The 16,346-nt window shown below is 57.8% G+C and carries 17 protein-coding genes; 5 read left to right on the top strand and 12 right to left on the bottom strand.

Going from position 1 to position 16,346, the window contains the following annotated elements; all coding sequences use genetic code 11:
* Positions 1-18: 18 nt before the first annotated feature.
* Positions 19-1,839, top strand: coding sequence for a M3 family oligoendopeptidase (locus RA28_RS14300; protein ID WP_039530157.1), 1,821 nt, complete (start codon positions 19-21; stop codon positions 1,837-1,839).
* Positions 1,840-1,875: 36 nt separating this feature from the next.
* On the opposite strand, the gene RA28_RS14295 is transcribed toward RA28_RS14300, so the two are convergent.
* From RA28_RS14295 to RA28_RS14275, 5 genes are all read right to left on the bottom strand, one after another.
* A complete protein-coding gene (locus tag RA28_RS14295) occupies positions 1,876-2,772 on the bottom strand; it encodes a DMT family transporter (protein ID WP_039530154.1) in 897 nt (298 codons plus the stop codon).
* 11 nt (positions 2,773-2,783) lie between these two features.
* Entirely contained in the window at positions 2,784-3,053 is a 270-nt protein-coding gene (locus RA28_RS14290) for a DksA/TraR family C4-type zinc finger protein (protein WP_039530151.1), read from the bottom strand.
* A 65-nt stretch (positions 3,054-3,118) separates the two neighbouring features.
* Positions 3,119-4,093: a Gfo/Idh/MocA family protein gene (locus tag RA28_RS14285; RefSeq protein WP_039530147.1), complete on the bottom strand. Its 975-nt coding sequence runs from the start codon at positions 4,091-4,093 to the stop codon at positions 3,119-3,121.
* A gap of 170 nt (positions 4,094-4,263) precedes the next feature.
* Positions 4,264-5,160 (bottom strand): RNA polymerase sigma factor RpoH, encoded by an 897-nt coding sequence (gene rpoH / locus RA28_RS14280; RefSeq protein ID WP_039530144.1) that lies wholly within the window; start codon positions 5,158-5,160, stop codon positions 4,264-4,266.
* Positions 5,161-5,307: 147 nt separating this feature from the next.
* Positions 5,308-6,342: an RluA family pseudouridine synthase gene (locus tag RA28_RS14275; protein ID WP_039530141.1), complete on the bottom strand. Its 1,035-nt coding sequence runs from the start codon at positions 6,340-6,342 to the stop codon at positions 5,308-5,310.
* Between RA28_RS14275 and RA28_RS14270 the strand changes: the two genes are divergently transcribed.
* A complete protein-coding gene (locus RA28_RS14270; protein ID WP_039530138.1) occupies positions 6,341-6,643 on the top strand; it encodes a DUF6476 family protein in 303 nt (100 codons plus the stop codon). The two genes, RA28_RS14275 and RA28_RS14270, sit on opposite strands and share 2 nt — an antisense overlap.
* A gap of 40 nt (positions 6,644-6,683) precedes the next feature.
* Here RA28_RS14270 and RA28_RS14265 read toward each other — a convergent pair whose 3' ends face one another.
* The 4 genes from RA28_RS14265 to RA28_RS14250 form a co-directional block, all read right to left on the bottom strand.
* A complete protein-coding gene (locus tag RA28_RS14265; RefSeq protein WP_039531613.1) occupies positions 6,684-7,508 on the bottom strand; it encodes a polyphosphate kinase 2 family protein in 825 nt (274 codons plus the stop codon).
* 129 nt (positions 7,509-7,637) lie between these two features.
* Positions 7,638-8,699, bottom strand: coding sequence for a methyltetrahydrofolate cobalamin methyltransferase (locus tag RA28_RS14260; RefSeq protein ID WP_039530136.1), 1,062 nt, complete (start codon positions 8,697-8,699; stop codon positions 7,638-7,640).
* Between the two features lie 9 nt (positions 8,700-8,708).
* Complete coding sequence (locus tag RA28_RS14255) at positions 8,709-9,635, bottom strand: methylenetetrahydrofolate reductase (RefSeq protein WP_039530132.1); 927 nt, start codon at positions 9,633-9,635, stop codon at positions 8,709-8,711.
* 26 nt (positions 9,636-9,661) lie between these two features.
* A complete protein-coding gene (locus RA28_RS14250; protein WP_039530128.1) occupies positions 9,662-9,958 on the bottom strand; it encodes a virulence factor in 297 nt (98 codons plus the stop codon).
* Positions 9,959-10,199: 241 nt separating this feature from the next.
* Here RA28_RS14250 and RA28_RS14245 point away from each other — a divergent pair, with 241 nt between their 5' ends.
* Positions 10,200-11,312, top strand: a complete 1,113-nt coding sequence (locus tag RA28_RS14245) for a Ppx/GppA phosphatase family protein (RefSeq protein WP_039531612.1) — start codon at positions 10,200-10,202, stop codon at positions 11,310-11,312.
* On the top strand, positions 11,312-12,028 hold the full coding sequence (locus RA28_RS14240; RefSeq protein ID WP_039530126.1) for an RlmE family RNA methyltransferase: 717 nt from the start codon (positions 11,312-11,314) through the stop codon (positions 12,026-12,028). Before RA28_RS14245 ends, RA28_RS14240 begins: the two co-directional genes overlap by 1 nt.
* Before the next feature lie 3 nt (positions 12,029-12,031).
* Here RA28_RS14240 and RA28_RS14235 read toward each other — a convergent pair whose 3' ends face one another.
* From RA28_RS14235 to RA28_RS14225, 3 genes are all read right to left on the bottom strand, one after another.
* On the bottom strand, positions 12,032-12,226 hold the full coding sequence (locus RA28_RS14235) for a hypothetical protein (RefSeq protein ID WP_039530123.1): 195 nt from the start codon (positions 12,224-12,226) through the stop codon (positions 12,032-12,034).
* 87 nt (positions 12,227-12,313) lie between these two features.
* Positions 12,314-14,218 (bottom strand): cytochrome c3 family protein, encoded by a 1,905-nt coding sequence (locus RA28_RS14230; protein ID WP_052261469.1) that lies wholly within the window; start codon positions 14,216-14,218, stop codon positions 12,314-12,316.
* Positions 14,215-15,087: a YihY/virulence factor BrkB family protein gene (locus RA28_RS14225; protein ID WP_052261468.1), complete on the bottom strand. Its 873-nt coding sequence runs from the start codon at positions 15,085-15,087 to the stop codon at positions 14,215-14,217. The genes RA28_RS14230 and RA28_RS14225 overlap by 4 nt, the downstream gene beginning before the upstream one ends.
* 86 nt (positions 15,088-15,173) lie before the next feature.
* Here RA28_RS14225 and RA28_RS14220 point away from each other — a divergent pair, with 86 nt between their 5' ends.
* Positions 15,174-16,343 (top strand): AI-2E family transporter, encoded by a 1,170-nt coding sequence (locus tag RA28_RS14220; RefSeq protein WP_241481146.1) that lies wholly within the window; start codon positions 15,174-15,176, stop codon positions 16,341-16,343.
* Positions 16,344-16,346: the final 3 nt, after the last annotated feature.

The following is a 16,346-nucleotide window of genomic DNA, read 5'->3' as shown; positions in this document are numbered from 1 at the left end:
AGCTGTTCGAGGTGTTCCATGCGCGATCTTCCTTTTCCCGTCCGTGATGCAAATGCTGTCGGGGGTGCTGACAATCTGGGCGATCTGCCGGAATGGGATCTTACCGATCTCTACACCTCTCAGGACGCGCCGGAACTGACCCGCGATCTGGATTGGCTTGAGGGCGAATGCGCCTCGTTTGCAGCGGATTACGAAGGGAAGCTGGCGGAGTTGGATGCTGGCGATCTGCTGACCTGCGTTCAACGCAACGAAAAGATAAACGGAATTGCCGGGCGCATCATGTCTTTTGCCGGTCTGCGCTATTACCAGCTGACCACGGACGCCGACCGCGCCAAGTTCCTGTCCGATATGCAGGAAAAGATCACGATCTTCACCACGCCGCTGGTCTTTTTCACGCTTGAGATCAATCGCATCGACGACGACGTTCTGAGGGCGCGGTTTGCAGCAAATGCCGATCTCGCCCGGTATGAACCCGTTTTCCGCCGTATCCGAGCGATGAAGCCCTATCAGCTGTCTGATGAGTTGGAAAAATTCCTGCACGATCTGGGCGTTGTCGGTGATGCGTGGGAGCGTTTGTTTGACGAAACCATCGCCGGTTTGACCTTTACGGTAGATGGCGAAGAGTTGAATATCGAAGGCACGCTGAACCTGCTGACGGAACAAGATCGCGGAATGCGTGAAGCCGCAGCGCGCGAGCTGGCCCAAGTGTTTCAAAGCAACATCAAGACATTCGCGCGCGTACATAACACGCAAGCGAAAGAAAAAGAGATTGTGGACCGTTGGCGTCAAATGCCTACGGCGCAAACCGGCCGCCATTTGTCAAACGATGTCGAACCCGAAGTGGTCGAAGCCCTGCGCGAGGCGGTTGTCGCCGCGTATCCCAAGCTGAGCCACCGGTATTACGAGTTGAAACGCAAGTGGCTGGGTCTGGATGTCATGCAGGTCTGGGACCGCAACGCGCCCTTGCCAATGGAAGATACCCGCGTGATCGGCTGGGACGAGGCCGAAAAGACGGTCATGGATGCCTATGATGCGTTTGACCCGCGTATGGGTGAAATCGCATCGCCCTTCTTTTCGAAGGGTTGGATCGACGCAGCTGTGAAGCCCGGCAAGGCACCGGGCGCGTTCGCGCATCCAACAGTGACCGAAGTGCATCCCTACGTGATGCTCAATTATCTGGGCAAGCCCCGCGATGTCATGACGCTGGCGCATGAGCTCGGTCATGGGGTGCATCAGGTTCTGGCCGCCGATCAGGGTGAAATGCTGTCTTCCACGCCGCTGACCCTCGCTGAAACAGCGTCCGTCTTTGGCGAGATGCTGACCTTCCGCAAGATGCTGGATCAGGCCGAGACACCCGAGCAGCGCAAGGTGTTGCTTGCGGGCAAAGTCGAAGACATGATCAACACGGTTGTCCGGCAGATCGCGTTTTATGACTTTGAATGCAAACTCCACGCCGCCCGGCGCGAGGGCGAGCTGACCCCGGATGACATCAACGCCCTGTGGATGAGCGTTCAGGCCGAAAGTCTTGGACCCGCATTTGAATTCATGGATGGGTACGAGACGTTCTGGGCGTACATCCCGCATTTCGTACACTCCCCTTTCTACGTCTACGCCTATGCGTTCGGCGACGGCTTGGTGAACGCGCTGTATTCGGTCTACGAAAGCGGCGCAGACGGTTTTGAAGACAAGTATTTCGAAATGCTTCGCGCCGGTGGTTCCAAGCACCACAAAGAGCTTTTGGCCCCGTTTGGCCTGGATGCGAGCGATCCGAAATTCTGGGACAAGGGTTTGTCGATGATATCCGGCTTCATTGACGAACTGGAGGCAATGGAAGCGTGATGGGCAACGGGCCGTGCACAAGCCGGACGGCCCGCATCACCCATCCGATTTACCAAGCGTTGTCAGGAAAATAGCGAAGACAATTAACGCTGCACCCACGACTGCCGGTACGGTTATCGCGGCGCCCAGGAAAACTGCGGCGTTGATGAAAGTAAAAACCACGGACGAGGCAAACAGCAAGGTCGCCGTCAGGGTCGACAACCGCGCTGCTGCCTCGTACCACAGATAGTATGCCAGCGCGGTCGGCAATACGCCCAGCAGGACAAGAAAAAACACATCTTCCGCCGACGGAACCTGCATCGAAAATATGGCGACCGGTGTCATCAGAATGGCAGAACACAGGAATACGCCGAACAGGAAATTCAACCGCTCGACGGTGGATTGAGAGGTTTGCATGGCTCGGCTGCTGGAAATCAGGAAAACCGCCCAGCTCAGACCTGCCCCGATCTCCATCACGTCGCCCAACAGCGGGTCTCCGCCGCCCTGAAAGTCCTGGAACACAGTCAAGAAAACGCCCAAGATCGCGAGAAATGTCGCTAGGAACTCGGTTCTTCCGACCGGGGCTTTTGCAAAAAAATACAGGAAAACCAGTACAAAGAAAGGTGCCGTGTTTTCCAGAACCATTGCATTGGCGGCGCCGGTGTATTCGAGACCGACATGAAACAGGACATAGTTCACCACTGTGGACAGGACAGCCAACCGCAAGTTCCAGTCCGACATCTGAATTGAAACAGAGCCGCGCAAAACACGAAGGATCGCATAGATTGCCAGTGCGGCGATGAACAGTCTTGCGACGGCAATCTGTAGCCCGCCAAGATCCGAGGTCAGATACCTGACGATGACGCTGTGGGTGCCCCACAAGAATGCGGCCGCGAACCCTAAAACCAACCCGCTTTGAAACCACAAGGGGCGTTTTTCGGGCGCTTCCTGCATGGCGTTGTGGCTTACTTCAACTGGCTGTCTTTTGAGCCACGCCGGTTGATCCCACCACGACTTTTGAACGCGCTGTCCCTTTCTTGCTGACAGTCCAGGCATAGTTTGACGCCCGGAAGGGCGAGACGTCGTTTTTCGGGAATCGGTTCGTCACATTCCGCGCAATGCGTCAGGCTTTCGCCAACAGGGCGTTTTAACGCCTGCATGCGCGCCAATTCATCCGAAATGGATGCTTCGATCTGTTCGCTTACCGCGCCGTCACGCGCCCAACCGCCCGCCATCACATCTCTCCTGCAGTGGTGGCAGATAGATTAGGCCTGCCCACGCAGTGTTTGCAAGGGTTCGGTCAAAGGGTCTCGGCGCTTTCAAAAACCCGGTCGATCATTGCCTGCGTGCCGCGCGAGAACTCCAATGAACATGGATAATCATCTCCGTTTCGCACCGAATTGCAAAAAGCCTCGATCTGCAGCGCGTAATGATCATCTCCGGGAAAGCGCGTGACCTGTAGTTCCAAACCCGGCCGGTGCAATTCGACTCGCGCTTCGCCAAAAACCCGCGAATTGAATGGCGCGGTCAGTCGGATGACGCCGCCTTCGCCGTGAAACTCCATCGCCTGATTGGGATGCATCCGGGTCGAGACGTAGGTGTGGTAGGTGAAGTCGGGGAAACGGGCGTTGATCTCGGTAAAGACATCCACGTCGTTTTCCCACCGGATCGACGATCTGACATCGACCGGCTCTTGCCCGGTGACAAATCGGGTGCTGCCGATCGTATAGACACCAATATCCCGCAACCCGCCGCCGCCCGTCTCCGGGCGGTTTCGGATGTTTTCCGTGTCCAATCGATTGTCGTAGGTAAAAACCCCGTCCACATGGACCAGTTTGCCAATCGCGCCATCCGCGACAAGTTTGCGGGTCAGTTGCCATTGGGGGTGATGAACGATCATGTAGGCTTCGGCAGCCAGCAGGCCGGTGTGATCTCGTTTCGCGATCAATTGGTCGAACTCGCTGGCCTGCATTGTCATCGGCTTTTCGCACAGAACATGCTTGCCCGCATCCATAGCCTTCAGGCTCCATTCGACATGCAGGTGGTTGGGCAGCGGAATATATACGGCCTCTATCCCCGGGTCAGAGAGTAGCGCGTCATAGCTGTCAAAAACCGAGATATCCGGGCAGAGGTGTTGAAACGGTTCCGCCTTTGCGGCGTTTGATGTGGCCAAACCCGCCAGCCGGGCACCTTTTGCGGATTGAATGGCCGGTGCCATGTGCTGTCGTGCAAATTTCGATGCCCCCAGAATGCCCCATTGAACCGGTTTCTGCATGACGACCCTCCTGACGCGTGACTGCACGTTAGCGTTAGCGCTAGCGCAATGCGCGGGCTACCGCAACGCCCTAACTGGGCGCAACGACACGGTGAAACTGAAACGTCCGCAACAAGAAACCGGCCCGATATGGATCGGACCGGTTTGAAAGCACCTGCAGTTTAATGGGGTTAGACTTTACCCAGCATTCCTTTTTCGCGTGCCAGTTCGCGCATTTTCTTTTGCAGCTTCTCGAATGCGCGTACCTCAATCTGGCGAATGCGTTCACGGCTGACGTTGTATTGTGTGCTGAGTTCCTCAAGCGTCACAGGCTGATCCATAAGGCGGCGTTGAGTGAGAATGTCCTTCTCTCGGTCGTTCAGCACGTCCAACGCGGCGGTCAGCAATTCGCGGCGGGCCTCAAGCTCATCTCTCGCCTCGTAGTCACCGGCCTGATCAGCGTCCTCGTCTTCCAGCCAATCCTGCCATTGCATCGTGCCTTCGCCTTCGGACCCAACGGTCGCGTTCAGCGATGCGTCGCCCCCGGACATCCGGCGGTTCATGCTGATGACTTCGTCTTCGGTAACGCCCAGATCTTCGGCAATCTTTTTGACGTTCTCGGGGCGTAAATCGCCCTCTTCCAAAGCACCGATACGTGCCTTGGCTTTCCGAAGGTTGAAAAACAGCTTTTTCTGCGCGGACGTCGTGCCCAGTTTCACAAGCGACCAGGACCGCAGGATATATTCCTGGATCGAAGCACGGATCCACCACATGGCATAGGTTGCCAGACGAAAACCCTTTTCAGGGTCAAACCGCTTGACCGCCTGCATAAGACCTACATTCGCCTCCGAGATCACCTCGGCCTGCGGCAGGCCATAGCCGCGGTAACCCATGGCAATCTTGGCGGCCAGACGCAGGTGCGACGTCACCATTTTATGCGCCGCTTCGGTATCCTGTTCTTCGACCCAACGCTTTGCCAGCATGTATTCCTCTTCCGGCTCCAGCAGGGGAAACTTGCGGATTTCCTGCATATAGCGGTTCAGACCACCCTCAGGCGTCGGCGCGGGAAGATTCGAGTAATTTGCCATTTAATTCTGCCCCTTGGACAAATGTTTAATCCATTAACATAGGATATGGTAACGCAACCAGGTACATTCAAGAGGAACCAGTAACAGTGTGCTATTAACCATTGATAAAGAAAAGCTGATAAGATCGTAATCACGCGTCTTTGCGAATTATGACATCTGCCGGCGCAACCCGTCCAGCAAAACGTCCATGTCCTGCGGCAAGGCGGCCTCAAAGCGCAAGAAAGCACCGCTGATCGGGTGCTCAAAACCCAAAACAGCGGCATGTAGGGCCTGGCGCGGGAAACCGCGCACGGCTTCGGCGGTTTCCGCGTCAATGGCGCGAATGGCCAGTTTTCGCTTGCCGCCATAAACCGGATCGCCCACCAACCCGTGCCCCGCATGTGCCATATGCACGCGGATTTGGTGCGTCCGTCCGGTTTCAAGCCAGCACTCGATCAGCGACAAAACCGCAGGATCACCAAAGGTTTCGACCACCCGTGCACGCGTCACGGCGTATTTTCCGCCATGAAACAGAACAGCTTGCCTTTGCCGGTCTGTTTTGTGCCGCGCCAGCTGGGTGGTCAGACGCATGACATTACCGGGCTCAAAGCTGACGCCTTTCACGCCGCGCAGGCGGGGGTCGTTGGCGTCGGGCACACCGTAGCACAGCGCGAGGTAGCGGCGTTCAACTGTGTGAGCCTCGAACTGTTCGGCCAATCCCTGATGCGCAGCGTCGGATTTTGCAACGACAAGCAATCCACTTGTATCCTTGTCGATGCGGTGCACGATCCCCGGTCGTTTTACACCGCCAACCCCGGACAAGGCATCGCCACAGTGGTGCAGCAACGCGTTCACCAGTGTTCCGCTGGGTGATCCGGGCGCGGGATGCACGACCATCCCGGCCGGCTTGTTCACGACGATCAGATCATCATCCTCGTAAACCACTTCCAACGGTATGTCCTCGGGGCCGATATGGCTGTCTTCAGCCTCTGCGACCGTGATCGCGATATGGGCGTCTTCTGCAACCTTGGCCTTGGGATCACTGACGACGGTGCCGTCGACCGAAACTGCACCTTCCTGGATCAACCGCGCCAGACGGGTACGCGACAGGCTTTCCGTATCTGGTACATCCCGCGAAAGCGCCTTATCAAGGCGGGGTGGCGGCGCGGCCGCAATGCGAAATTCTATCAGGCGGGTGCCCATGACTGTCCCTTCCGATCCTCAGGAACCGCAGGAAACGCCTCAGCTGCGATTGTTGCGACGCATGGTCATGCTGTTGACCGCGGTGATGATTGGCGGGGTTCTAGTGACCTTCGCACTGATTGTCATCCGCTTATCAGACAGGGCGCCGACACTGCCGGACCAAATCGATCTGCCAGACGGTGCGCGCGCACAGGCGTTGACCATCGGAAACAACTGGTACGCCGTCGTCACGGACGATAACCGTATTCTGATTTTCGACAAAACGACCGGGAAGCTGAAGCAGGACATCCCTGTCAACTGAACCGGACCAGCGCAACGCCAAACCAAGGTTCCAACGGCAACTACTCGGTCCGTGCGCGTAGGCTGTCAATCAAATCCTGATCGACATCCAGAAGTCTATCTGCCGCCTCAAGCGTCTTTCGGTCCAGGTGTTGAGGGTTCAAATCCACCCCGTCAGAAAACGCATCAACAATTGCCGTCATGGCAGCAATCCGCGCGTATTTCTTGTTGTTTGCCGGGATCACCTGCCACGGCGCGATCCGCGTCGAAGTCCGCTCCAACATGTCGTCGACGGCCGTTTCGGTCTCAGCCCATTTCTCGCGATTGCGGAAGTCCTCATAGGTCAGTTTCCACCGTTTAAGCGGATTGCGCAAACGTTCGGAAAACCGGTTCATCTGTTCATCCGGCGATATGTGGAAAAACAGTTTCACGATCCGCGTGTTGTCGTGCACCAACATGCGTTCGAAGTCGTTGATCTCTCGGTAGGCCGCGCGCCACCGTTCTTCGGGCGCGAACTTCTCGATCCGCTCGACCAGCACGCGGCCATACCAGCTGCGGTCAAAGGCCGAGATCGCACCTTCGGGCGGCAGCCTCTCCCAGAAGCGCAACAGATAGTGGCGGTTCAAGTAGTAATTGCGCGGCGCACCGATTGGCCAGACCTTGAAGCTGCGCGGGTCCAGCGCCTGACTGATCCGTCGGATCGTGCCGCCCTTACCTGCCGCATCCCACCCCTCGAATACGATCACACCCTTGAGGCCATGAAACAGGAATGCCTGTTGAATGCGTGCCAAGCGACTTTGCAAGTCCACGAGGCGTTCCAGGTATTTGCCCTTGCTCAACCGAAGGGACAGATCGACATCGGAAAGTTTTGGTGGGGCGAAGGTCATCGCGGCTCCTAACTGTTGGACAAACCCTTTTCCAATGTCGCGTGCCGTGCGTTTTGTGACCTTGATCCATATCAAACGAAAAAGGCCGGGCGCGCGGCCCGGCCTGTGTGTCAAATACTTTGTGCCGGATCAGGCGCGGCGACGACGCCCACCACCCCGGCGACCACCCGCCGCGCCGGATGCACCGGCTTCGTCCGGGGATTTGTTGAACCTGATCCACTCGCCGCCATGCGCGTCGTTATTGGTCAGCAGGTTGGCGGCGCGGATGGCCTCCATCTCTTTGCCCGCTCGCGGTTTGGTCGAGCCCAGACCGAACATCTGCACGAACGTCTCGTCATCCATGCCTTCAGGCAGGATGATGCCAGCCGCCGCAACGGCCTCTTTCTTTTCGGCAATCTTCTTTTGGGTCACCGGCAGAGCGACCGGGTTCATGATCGCCGAGGTCATGCCCGCGCCCATCGCCATCGGCAAGAAAGCGTTGTTGATACCATGGCGGTTTGGCAAACCAAACGAGATGTTGGACGCACCGCAAGTGGTGTTCACACCCAGCTCCTCGCGCAAGCGACGGACAAGCGCGAACACCTGCTGGCCCGCGGTTGCCATCGCGCCGATGGGCATCACCAGCGGGTCAACAACGATGTCATGCGCAGGGATGCCGTGGTCGGCTGCACGTTCAACAATCGTTTTTGCAACCGCGAAGCGCACATCAGGATCTTCCGAAATGCCCGTATCGTCGTTCGAGATTGCCACAACCGGCACGTTGTACTTCTTGACCAGCGGCAGAACCAGTTCCAGACGCTCTTCCTCGCCCGTGACCGAGTTCAGCAGCGGACGGCCCTCAGCCGCCTCAAGACCTGCCTCAAGCGCCCCCGGAACCGACGAGTCGATGCACAGCGGCACATCGACCAGACCCTGCACCAACTCGACAATCTTGGTCATCAGCGGCGGCTCGGTCTCGTTCGGGTTGGGGTTCGAGTTGTAGACAACGCCCGCGTTGATATCCAGAACGGTCGCGCCTGCTGCAACCTGCGCCAACGCGTCTTTTTCAACGGTCGAGAAATCGCCCGCTTCCAGCTCGGCAGCCAGCTTCTTACGGCCTGTCGGGTTGATCCGTTCACCGATCACGCAGAACGGTTCGTCAAAGCCCAGAACGGCGGTTTTTGTTTTTGATTCTACGACTGTACGGGTCATGTCCGTTCCTTAAGCATTGGCTGGCTTCGCCGAGGCGCCGCCATTATTGATCGCCCAGTTGGCGTTGGTCTTGATCCCGCCCAGCGGGAAGAAGTGGACGTTGGTGATGTTGAAGTCCGGGTTGGCCGCCTTGTGATTGGCCAGTTCGGTGATCACATCTGTCGGCTCATACGGCAGCAACAGCTTGGACACATCCATCGCGCGCTTTTGCAGAACCTTCAGCGATGGGCCGACGCCGCAGGCGATGGCGAATTTGATCAGGGTCTGCAGTTTGGCCGGGCCTGCGATGCCGATATGGATCGGCAGATCAATACCAGCCTCTTTCAGGCTGTCCGCCCACGCGATAATCGGCTTGGCGTCAAATGCAAACTGAGTGGCCAGCGCCATTTCTGCATCGGTGGTTTCGCTGAACTTCTGTTTCCAGCGCAGCGCATCATCCACGTTCTTGGTCGAACCGTCGGGATCAATGTCCTTGTTGCCCTCGGGATGACCGGCCACGTGCAGGCGCTTAAAACCCGCCTTGTCGAACAGACCACTTTCCAGCAGTTGCATCGAGCTGTCAAAGTCTCCGTGCGGTTTATCAACGCCGCCAGCCAGCAACAGCGCCTGCTCAACGCCCGCTTCGCCCTGATACATGGAAATCCAGTTTTCCAGCGTCGCCGCATCCTTGATGATCCGCGCCGGGAAGTGCGGCATGACCGGATAACCTTCGGCCGCGATGCGCTTGGCGGTCTTGACCATGTCTTCGATCGGCGTGCCCTCGATATGGGCGATGTAGACGCGGGTGCCTTCGGGCAGCAGCGCGCGGAAATCTTCGACCTTTTCGGCGGTGCGGGGCATCACCTCGATCGAATAGCCTTGCAAAAAGGCTTCGACGGTCGGATTGACCGGCCCGTTTTCGACCGCATCACGTTTCTTGAAGTTCAGCAAAGCCATTGCGGCCTCCCATAGCTGTCTCGGGCTCATGCCCAACCGTCATTGGCGATCAGAGCCTTGATACGGTCCTGATCGTATTCCGTTTCCAGACGCACGGCTTCCGCCTCGGCAATTTCGGACGGATCGCCCTCAACCGCGAAAGGATCGGCTTTGCGCCATTCGGCCAGATAGGCATCACTGTCCTTGGCATTCACCTTCATGGCGGCGCGGTCGATGGCTTGTTCAAACCGTTCTTCCAGCTGCCGCTTTGCGCCCCGACGGCCTTTGCCGACAATGACCTGAGCGGGAATGTCGCGCCAGTAAACAATGGTGACGTCAGGCATCGCTGTTGATTCCTCCTAGCCAGATGGAGCGGTTCTAAACGTGTATGTGGGATCAAGTCAGTCGATTTTCGACACACGACGCATTTGCAGCGACGTTTTTGACCACAACGGGATGTCGCAGCTTGTATCGCCCCCTGCCCCGAATCCGAACATCAAAATTCTAATGACCTTAATGAGCATCTTGCGTGATTGAATTGCGCGACCTATGGTCGGGGTAACTCGAAAATCGGAGGGCGTTACGATGGCGCCCAAGCGTCCCAAGGGTGCGGGCGCGTTCCCGAAAGCGGTCGAAAGCCCCGCGCCGGCAAGACCCGATCCGGATGCTTTGTATGCGGCACTGGATCTGGGGACAAATAGCTGCCGCATGTTGATAGCCCAGCCCAAGGGCAGCGGGTTCCATGTGGTGGACAGCTTCTCCAAGTCGGTGCAATTGGGTGCCGGTTTGGAACGCACCGGGCGGCTGTCGCGGGCATCCATGGCGCGCACCGTTCAGGCACTGCGGATTTGTCAGCAAAAACTCAAGCGCAATAAGGTCAGGCGTATGCGGTTGATCGCGACTGAGGCGTGCCGCCGCGCCAAGAACTCGCGCGACTTCATCCGGCAGGTCAAACGCGAAACCGGTCTGACGCTTGAGATAATCCAGCCCGAGGAAGAAGCCCGCCTGGCCGTCATCTCCTGCGCGCCATTGGTGTCCACCAAGACCGAGCAATTGCTGGTCGTCGATATCGGCGGCGGCTCGACCGAGTTGGTCTGGATAGACATTTCCTCTGTTCCCCGCCGCGACCGTCCCGCCGCAATTATGCGGCTGCACAACGGGTTTCACACCTCGGACAGCCCCTTCCCAGCGGCGAAAGTTGTCGACTGGATCAGCGTGCCTTTGGGTGTCGCCACCTTGCGGGATCAGTTCAACGACGTCGAAGACGATGCCGCGCGGTTTGCGTTAATGAGCTGGTTTTTCGAGGAAAATCTTGCCGATTTTGCACCCTACAAGGACGAACAGGCCCGCGAGGGGTTCCAGATCGTCGGCACCAGCGGCACCGTCACCACAGTGGCGGCCTCGCATCTGGGGCTCAAGCGCTATGACCGGACCAAGGTGGACGGGCTGCGCATGACCAGCGATCAGATTGACAAAGTGATACGAGGCTATCTAGAACTCGGCCCTCACGGGCGACGCCGGGACCCTCGCATTGGCGATGACCGGCAGGCCCTGATCATGTCCGGCTCGGCCATTTTGCAGGCGCTGCTGCGCTGCTGGCCCACCGACCGCCTTTCCGTGGCGGACCGGGGGCTGCGCGAGGGTTTGCTGTATGCCCAGATGAGCGCGGACGGTGTATTGGAAGACGGACCGTTCTGATGGCGAAGACACCGAGTGGAAAGAACACCTCAGGCCGCGGGCAGCGCGACCTGAAGGTCAAGGTGAAAACTGCGCGTGGGCGCAAGCTCAGCTCGACCCGCTGGCTCGAGCGGCAGTTGAACGATCCATATGTGAAGCGCGCGCAGGTTGAAGGGTATCGCGGGCGTGCTGCCTTCAAGATACTGGAACTGGATGAGAAATTTCGCTTTCTGGTCCCCGGTGCGCGTGTAGTTGACCTGGGGTGTGCGCCGGGTGGCTGGCTGCAAGTCGCCGTCAAGCGTGTGAACGCGTTGGGCGAGAAAAGCGGTAAGCGCATCGGGACGGTTCTGGGTGTCGATCTGCAAGAGGTCGAGCCCGTCGCAGGGGCCGAGATTCACCAGCTGGATTTCATGGAAGATGACGCCGATCAGAAGGTGAAAGACTGGCTGGGTGGCAAGGCTGATGTCGTGATGTCTGACATGGCCGCTGCGTCCTCGGGTCATAAACAGACAGATCATTTGCGCATCATGGCCCTTTGTGAAACAGCTGCCTATTTCGCCTTCGACGTTCTGGAAGAAGGCGGGACATTCGTCGCCAAGGTTCTGGCGGGCGGGGCTGAGGGCGACCTGCAAAAGCTGCTCAAGCAGAAGTTCACCAAAGTGGCGAATGTGAAACCTCCCGCATCCCGGTCGGACAGTTCCGAAAAGTTCGTCGTTGCCACCGGATTTCGCGGGTAGCGCCTAGTCCCAGTGCAGCTTGTTGCCGGAAATACGCTGTTGGCGCAGCGAGGACGATGCCATGCCTTGCAGCATCAGCGCCTCTCCGTGGTTCAGATCCACGGGTTTTTTGGATCGCAGTTCGGCAATCCGCTCATCAAGGCTGGCCTTGCGTGAGCCGGCCAGGGGTTGGACTTTAGTGGCGAAACGTTCCGGCATAAGACACCAACAGATAACTCGAATACCATCGGCATAGCCTGCAATTTCGCCGGTAACGTGGCGCAATTCGGTCTGTTCGATGCCGATTTAGCGACCGTATTGCCGTGCCAATTGGTTAAGGTTGGGATCGTCCGGAAGGATGGACAACCCCTCGCCCAGCGCCTCGACCGCCGCCTGGGGGCCTCGGTTTATGTGGGCCAGCTGAACAATCATCGGCCACGCCTCGGCGCGTTGTGGGTCAAGCGCGACCACTTCGCGGAACGCGCCTTCGGCAGCCTGCGCATTGCGCAACGACAGGGCCAAGCCGCCCAAAACCAAATGGGTTTCAGGGAAATCCAGCCGATGTGACGTGCTGCGTTGCCAGTCGGTTACGGCCTGCTGCACTTGGGGTCTTTGATCTGGTGTCAGGGCGTTTGGCGGGATCAACAGAAACTCTTTGGCCGCCGCCAAGCGAACGTTGCGCGACGGGTCTGACAACAAAGGTTCCAGCCGAGCAATTCGATCCGGTATTGGGGCTGCCCCCTGCAAGGCCACCGCGTTGGCACGGACCAACGGATCGGGATCAGAAAGACTGGCCGCGAGCAAAGAAGCCACCTCGGGGGATTCAAAGTTCTGAAGCAGATAAAGGGCTGTGGCCCGAATAATCCCCGCGAATTCGGGATTCTCAGCGATGGACATCAACGCCGCAGGATCCTGCAATAGCCCCGTCGAGGCGGCCTGGAACGCGGCACTGAAGTGCACACCGCGGTGATCCGACTCAGGAAACCAGCGCTCAATCGCACGGGCCGCCCAATCCTGATTCTGATCTGTATGGCAGTCTGTGCAAGCATCTTCGTCCAGTCCCAGATCAGGGCGCGGCACGCGGAAACTGTGATCATGGCGTCCGTCCACGCCCATGTAGACGCGTTCGATCATGTGGCAACTTTTGCACTGCGCGCCGTCCGAACCCTCGGCATGGTGATGATGTTGGGGCGTGTCATAATCCACAAGTTTCAATGTCGGAAAGTCCGGGTTGCCCCCTGGCGAATGGCACTGCGTGCACACTCCGTTCCCCTCGGCACGCAGTTCGGCCCTGTGTGGTTCGTGGCAGTCCATGCATCCCACGCCCTTGTCGTACATCTTAGACTGCAGGAACGAGCCATAGACATAAACCTCGTCCAGAATCTGCCCGTCAGGATGGTAGAGACCCGGCCTGAGTACGGCGAGATTGTATGCATCATGGTAAGGCGTTCCCGGCAGCGGATTGCCATCGCCGAATGCCTCACGCCGGGAATGGCATCCGGCACATTGCTGGATCTCGGCCTCCGTATCCCCCCTGCCCCAACTCATCAAAAAACCAAACTCGTTCAGCCCATCGTCCAGTTCCTTGCCAGTCGTCCATTCGATATGCGCCGATCCGGGGCCGTGGCATGCCTCGCACCCGACGCCGATTTCAGACTGTGTCGACGAATACCTGCGTGTTACCGAGTCATAGTTCTTTATGAACCCGGTCGCATGGCATTCTGCGCAACGTGCGTTCCAGTTCTTGTAAGGCCCGGACCAGTGCAACCCATCATCCGGCGGCAGGTCCTGATCCGGATAGAGGTGAAACCAACGCTCGTTTTCCGTATCCCAGACAACGTCAAAACTCTGCAATCGGCCGGGTTCGGTTTCAAAGAGGTATTGTTGAAGCGGCGATATGCCCACAACCGAATGAACCGGGTATCGGGTGGTGACCCCATCCTTTTCAGTTACGTCGGCCAGCAAGGACCCGTTTTGTTTGAGAAACGAAACGGACATGCCGTCGTGGTCGAAACCTGTGTTATCGAAATCTGCCAGAACGTGCCCGGCGTCCACGTTGGTCCACGCCAGCGCATGATGCGAACCGGCCCAATCCGCCGCTTCGTCCTGATGGCATGCAACACATGTGTCCGACCCGACATAATCCTGTGCCTGCCCGGCCTGCGCCAGCAACGCGAAGGTCAGCAACAGACTTCCAAACCAGCCCTTCATTCAGCGCCGCTTTCCGGGTTCGACTGACTGGCGAGATCAATCAGTGCGCCGTTGTATTCGGCCCCGAGGATCAACATGGCCGAGCATAGATATAGAAAGATCAACGCAGCCATCGCCCCTGCCAGCCCTGCATACGTGGCGCTGTATGTTGCAAATTGCGCAATATAGACCGAAAACGCCCAGCCACCCGCCGCCCAGAGAGCGAGCGTCAGAACAACGCCCGGCAAAATTTGCGTCAGCTTGTGTCGCCGCGTTGGCAAAACAAGGTGGGCAATGATCACCGTACCGGCCGGAACCGCGACCGTGAAGGTCCAACGCAACCGGTCTACAGACAGCCAGCCACCAACGTCGACCGCCGTTTTTTCAGAAACCAACCGCGTGTAAACGGGCAAAACAACTTCGACCGCAGCAATGGCGAGAATGCCGGCACCGCCCGCAATCACCAATGCAAAACACAGCAGCCGGGCTTTCCAGAACGGCCAGGTGTCCTGATCATGGTAGGCCTGCGTCATCGCCTTGCGTACGGCGGCGACCCCGTTGGACGCAAAATAGATTGCAAGCAAACCGCCCAATGTGATTACGCCGGACCCGGCGCCCTCAAGCACTGCGCGCAGTTCCTTAACGATGGGTTCGGCAACGTCCTTGGGCCACGCGCCGAAGATAAGTTCGATCAACTCGTCGGTCACATACCCCTGAGACAGCGCACCCGCCAGTGCAACGGTGAACAGGACAAATGGAAAAAGCGCCATCATAAGCGACATGGCGACATGGCTGCTCATGACGAATGCATTCTTGTCGTTGAACCGCGTCAGGGCCAACCACAGGCCGCGCAGAAATCGATTATTCACCAGAATCGCGCCGAGTCTCATCCCCGTAGCCTATCCGGCCTTTGTGGCAGACAGAACAACCAATCCCAAACAAGTGGTTAATTTCCCTCCATAACCGGCTGAGCGGATTGCACAATCCCCCTATCCCGTGCAGGATCGCCGACAGGAACGCCGGGCCGGAACGGGTCGGCGAGGTCGATCAGGGTCAGCCCATGCCGTCCGAGTTGCAAGACAATCAGGCTAAACCGCGCCTCAAACTGTCGGTGCTGCGCGACATCGCAATTGTCGCCACATTGGTCGTTCTCGGGCTTTATGCGGGTGCCAGATTTCTGATCCCATTGACGATGGCACTGCTGGTCAACGTATTGATCATGGCACTCAGCGACCGGGTCGTCTCATTGACTCGAATGCCGGTCTGGTTGGCGAACATCGCTGGCGTCACAGTGGTTTTGGCCGGCTTGTTCATGATCATGTACATATTGGGCAGCCAGGCCACGCAATTCGCCCGGTCCATCAATACTTATGAAAACCAGTTCGACGGCGCGGTAAACCGCATCACCGGGCTGGTGGGCAACGATGTGACAACCTTCATTCGCGACAATCTCGTCAGTATCGATATGTCCTACGTGGCGCGTGTTTTGCTGGGCAGCGCGACATCGCTGCTTAATCAATTCTTCCTGATCAGCCTGTATGTCGCGTTTCTGATGGCCGAGCGTCTCGCCTTTCGAAAGAAAATCCAGCTGGCGGCGGGCAACCCGCAGCTTGGCAGCGAATTTGCATCGGTGTTGGACGCGATCTCTTACAGCTTGCAGCGGTATGTTGGTGTCAAAACCTTTATAAGTCTGACTACGGCTGGCATCAGCTATACCGTTTTTCGCGTTCTGGGCCTTGAATATGCCGAAACGTGGGCAGTGCTGACCTTTGCACTGAACTTCATCCCCTCAATCGGGTCGATCATCGCGGTTCTGTTCCCTGCTTTGATTGCCCTCGTGCAGTTCGAAACCATCGGCCCGTTCCTGATCATTGTTCTGGGTTGCGGAACGATACAGTTCCTGATCGGCAACTTTCTGGACCCCGCGATGCTGGGTCGGTCGCTGAATATGTCGACCTTTCTGGTCATCCTTGCCCTGACCTTTTGGACCACGGTGTGGGGATTGATCGGCGCGTTCCTGAGCGTTCCGTTGACGGTTTGCATCCTGATCATTTTCAGCCACATCCCGGCACTCAGGCCGGTGGCTATTCTGATGTCCCTGGACGGTCGTCTGGGTGATGACAACAGGCCAAAAACTACCCTTTGAGCG

It is taken from the genome of Ruegeria sp. ANG-S4, from assembly GCF_000814005.1.
GTDB lineage: Bacteria > Pseudomonadota > Alphaproteobacteria > Rhodobacterales > Rhodobacteraceae > Ruegeria.
Note: the sequence above shows the minus strand (reverse complement) of the source record. Positions and strands in the feature narration are given on the sequence as shown.

What these genes read in the sequence shown, in the direction of transcription:
- RA28_RS14230 (WP_052261469.1), bottom strand. Translation starts at nt 14,218, where the DNA reads ATGAAGGGCTGGTTTGGAAGTCTGTTGCTGACCTTCGCGTTGCTGGCG.
- RA28_RS14225 (WP_052261468.1), bottom strand. Translation starts at nt 15,087, where the DNA reads ATGAGACTCGGCGCGATTCTGGTGAATAATCGATTTCTGCGCGGCCTG.
- RA28_RS14255 (WP_039530132.1), bottom strand. Translation starts at nt 9,635, where the DNA reads ATGGCTTTGCTGAACTTCAAGAAACGTGATGCGGTCGAAAACGGGCCG.
- RA28_RS14235 (WP_039530123.1), bottom strand. Translation starts at nt 12,226, where the DNA reads ATGCCGGAACGTTTCGCCACTAAAGTCCAACCCCTGGCCGGCTCACGC.
- RA28_RS14250 (WP_039530128.1), bottom strand. Translation starts at nt 9,958, where the DNA reads ATGCCTGACGTCACCATTGTTTACTGGCGCGACATTCCCGCTCAGGTC.
- RA28_RS14260 (WP_039530136.1), bottom strand. Translation starts at nt 8,699, where the DNA reads ATGACCCGTACAGTCGTAGAATCAAAAACAAAAACCGCCGTTCTGGGC.
- RA28_RS14270 (WP_039530138.1), top strand. Translation starts at nt 6,341, where the DNA reads ATGACTGTCCCTTCCGATCCTCAGGAACCGCAGGAAACGCCTCAGCTG.
- RA28_RS14300 (WP_039530157.1), top strand. Translation starts at nt 19, where the DNA reads ATGCGCGATCTTCCTTTTCCCGTCCGTGATGCAAATGCTGTCGGGGGT.
- RA28_RS14285 (WP_039530147.1), bottom strand. Translation starts at nt 4,093, where the DNA reads ATGCAGAAACCGGTTCAATGGGGCATTCTGGGGGCATCGAAATTTGCA.
- RA28_RS14240 (WP_039530126.1), top strand. Translation starts at nt 11,312, where the DNA reads ATGGCGAAGACACCGAGTGGAAAGAACACCTCAGGCCGCGGGCAGCGC.
- RA28_RS14290 (WP_039530151.1), bottom strand. Translation starts at nt 3,053, where the DNA reads ATGGCGGGCGGTTGGGCGCGTGACGGCGCGGTAAGCGAACAGATCGAA.
- RA28_RS14275 (WP_039530141.1), bottom strand. Translation starts at nt 6,342, where the DNA reads ATGGGCACCCGCCTGATAGAATTTCGCATTGCGGCCGCGCCGCCACCC.
- RA28_RS14295 (WP_039530154.1), bottom strand. Translation starts at nt 2,772, where the DNA reads ATGCAGGAAGCGCCCGAAAAACGCCCCTTGTGGTTTCAAAGCGGGTTG.
- RA28_RS14245 (WP_039531612.1), top strand. Translation starts at nt 10,200, where the DNA reads ATGGCGCCCAAGCGTCCCAAGGGTGCGGGCGCGTTCCCGAAAGCGGTC.
- RA28_RS14265 (WP_039531613.1), bottom strand. Translation starts at nt 7,508, where the DNA reads ATGACCTTCGCCCCACCAAAACTTTCCGATGTCGATCTGTCCCTTCGG.
- rpoH (WP_039530144.1), bottom strand. Translation starts at nt 5,160, where the DNA reads ATGGCAAATTACTCGAATCTTCCCGCGCCGACGCCTGAGGGTGGTCTG.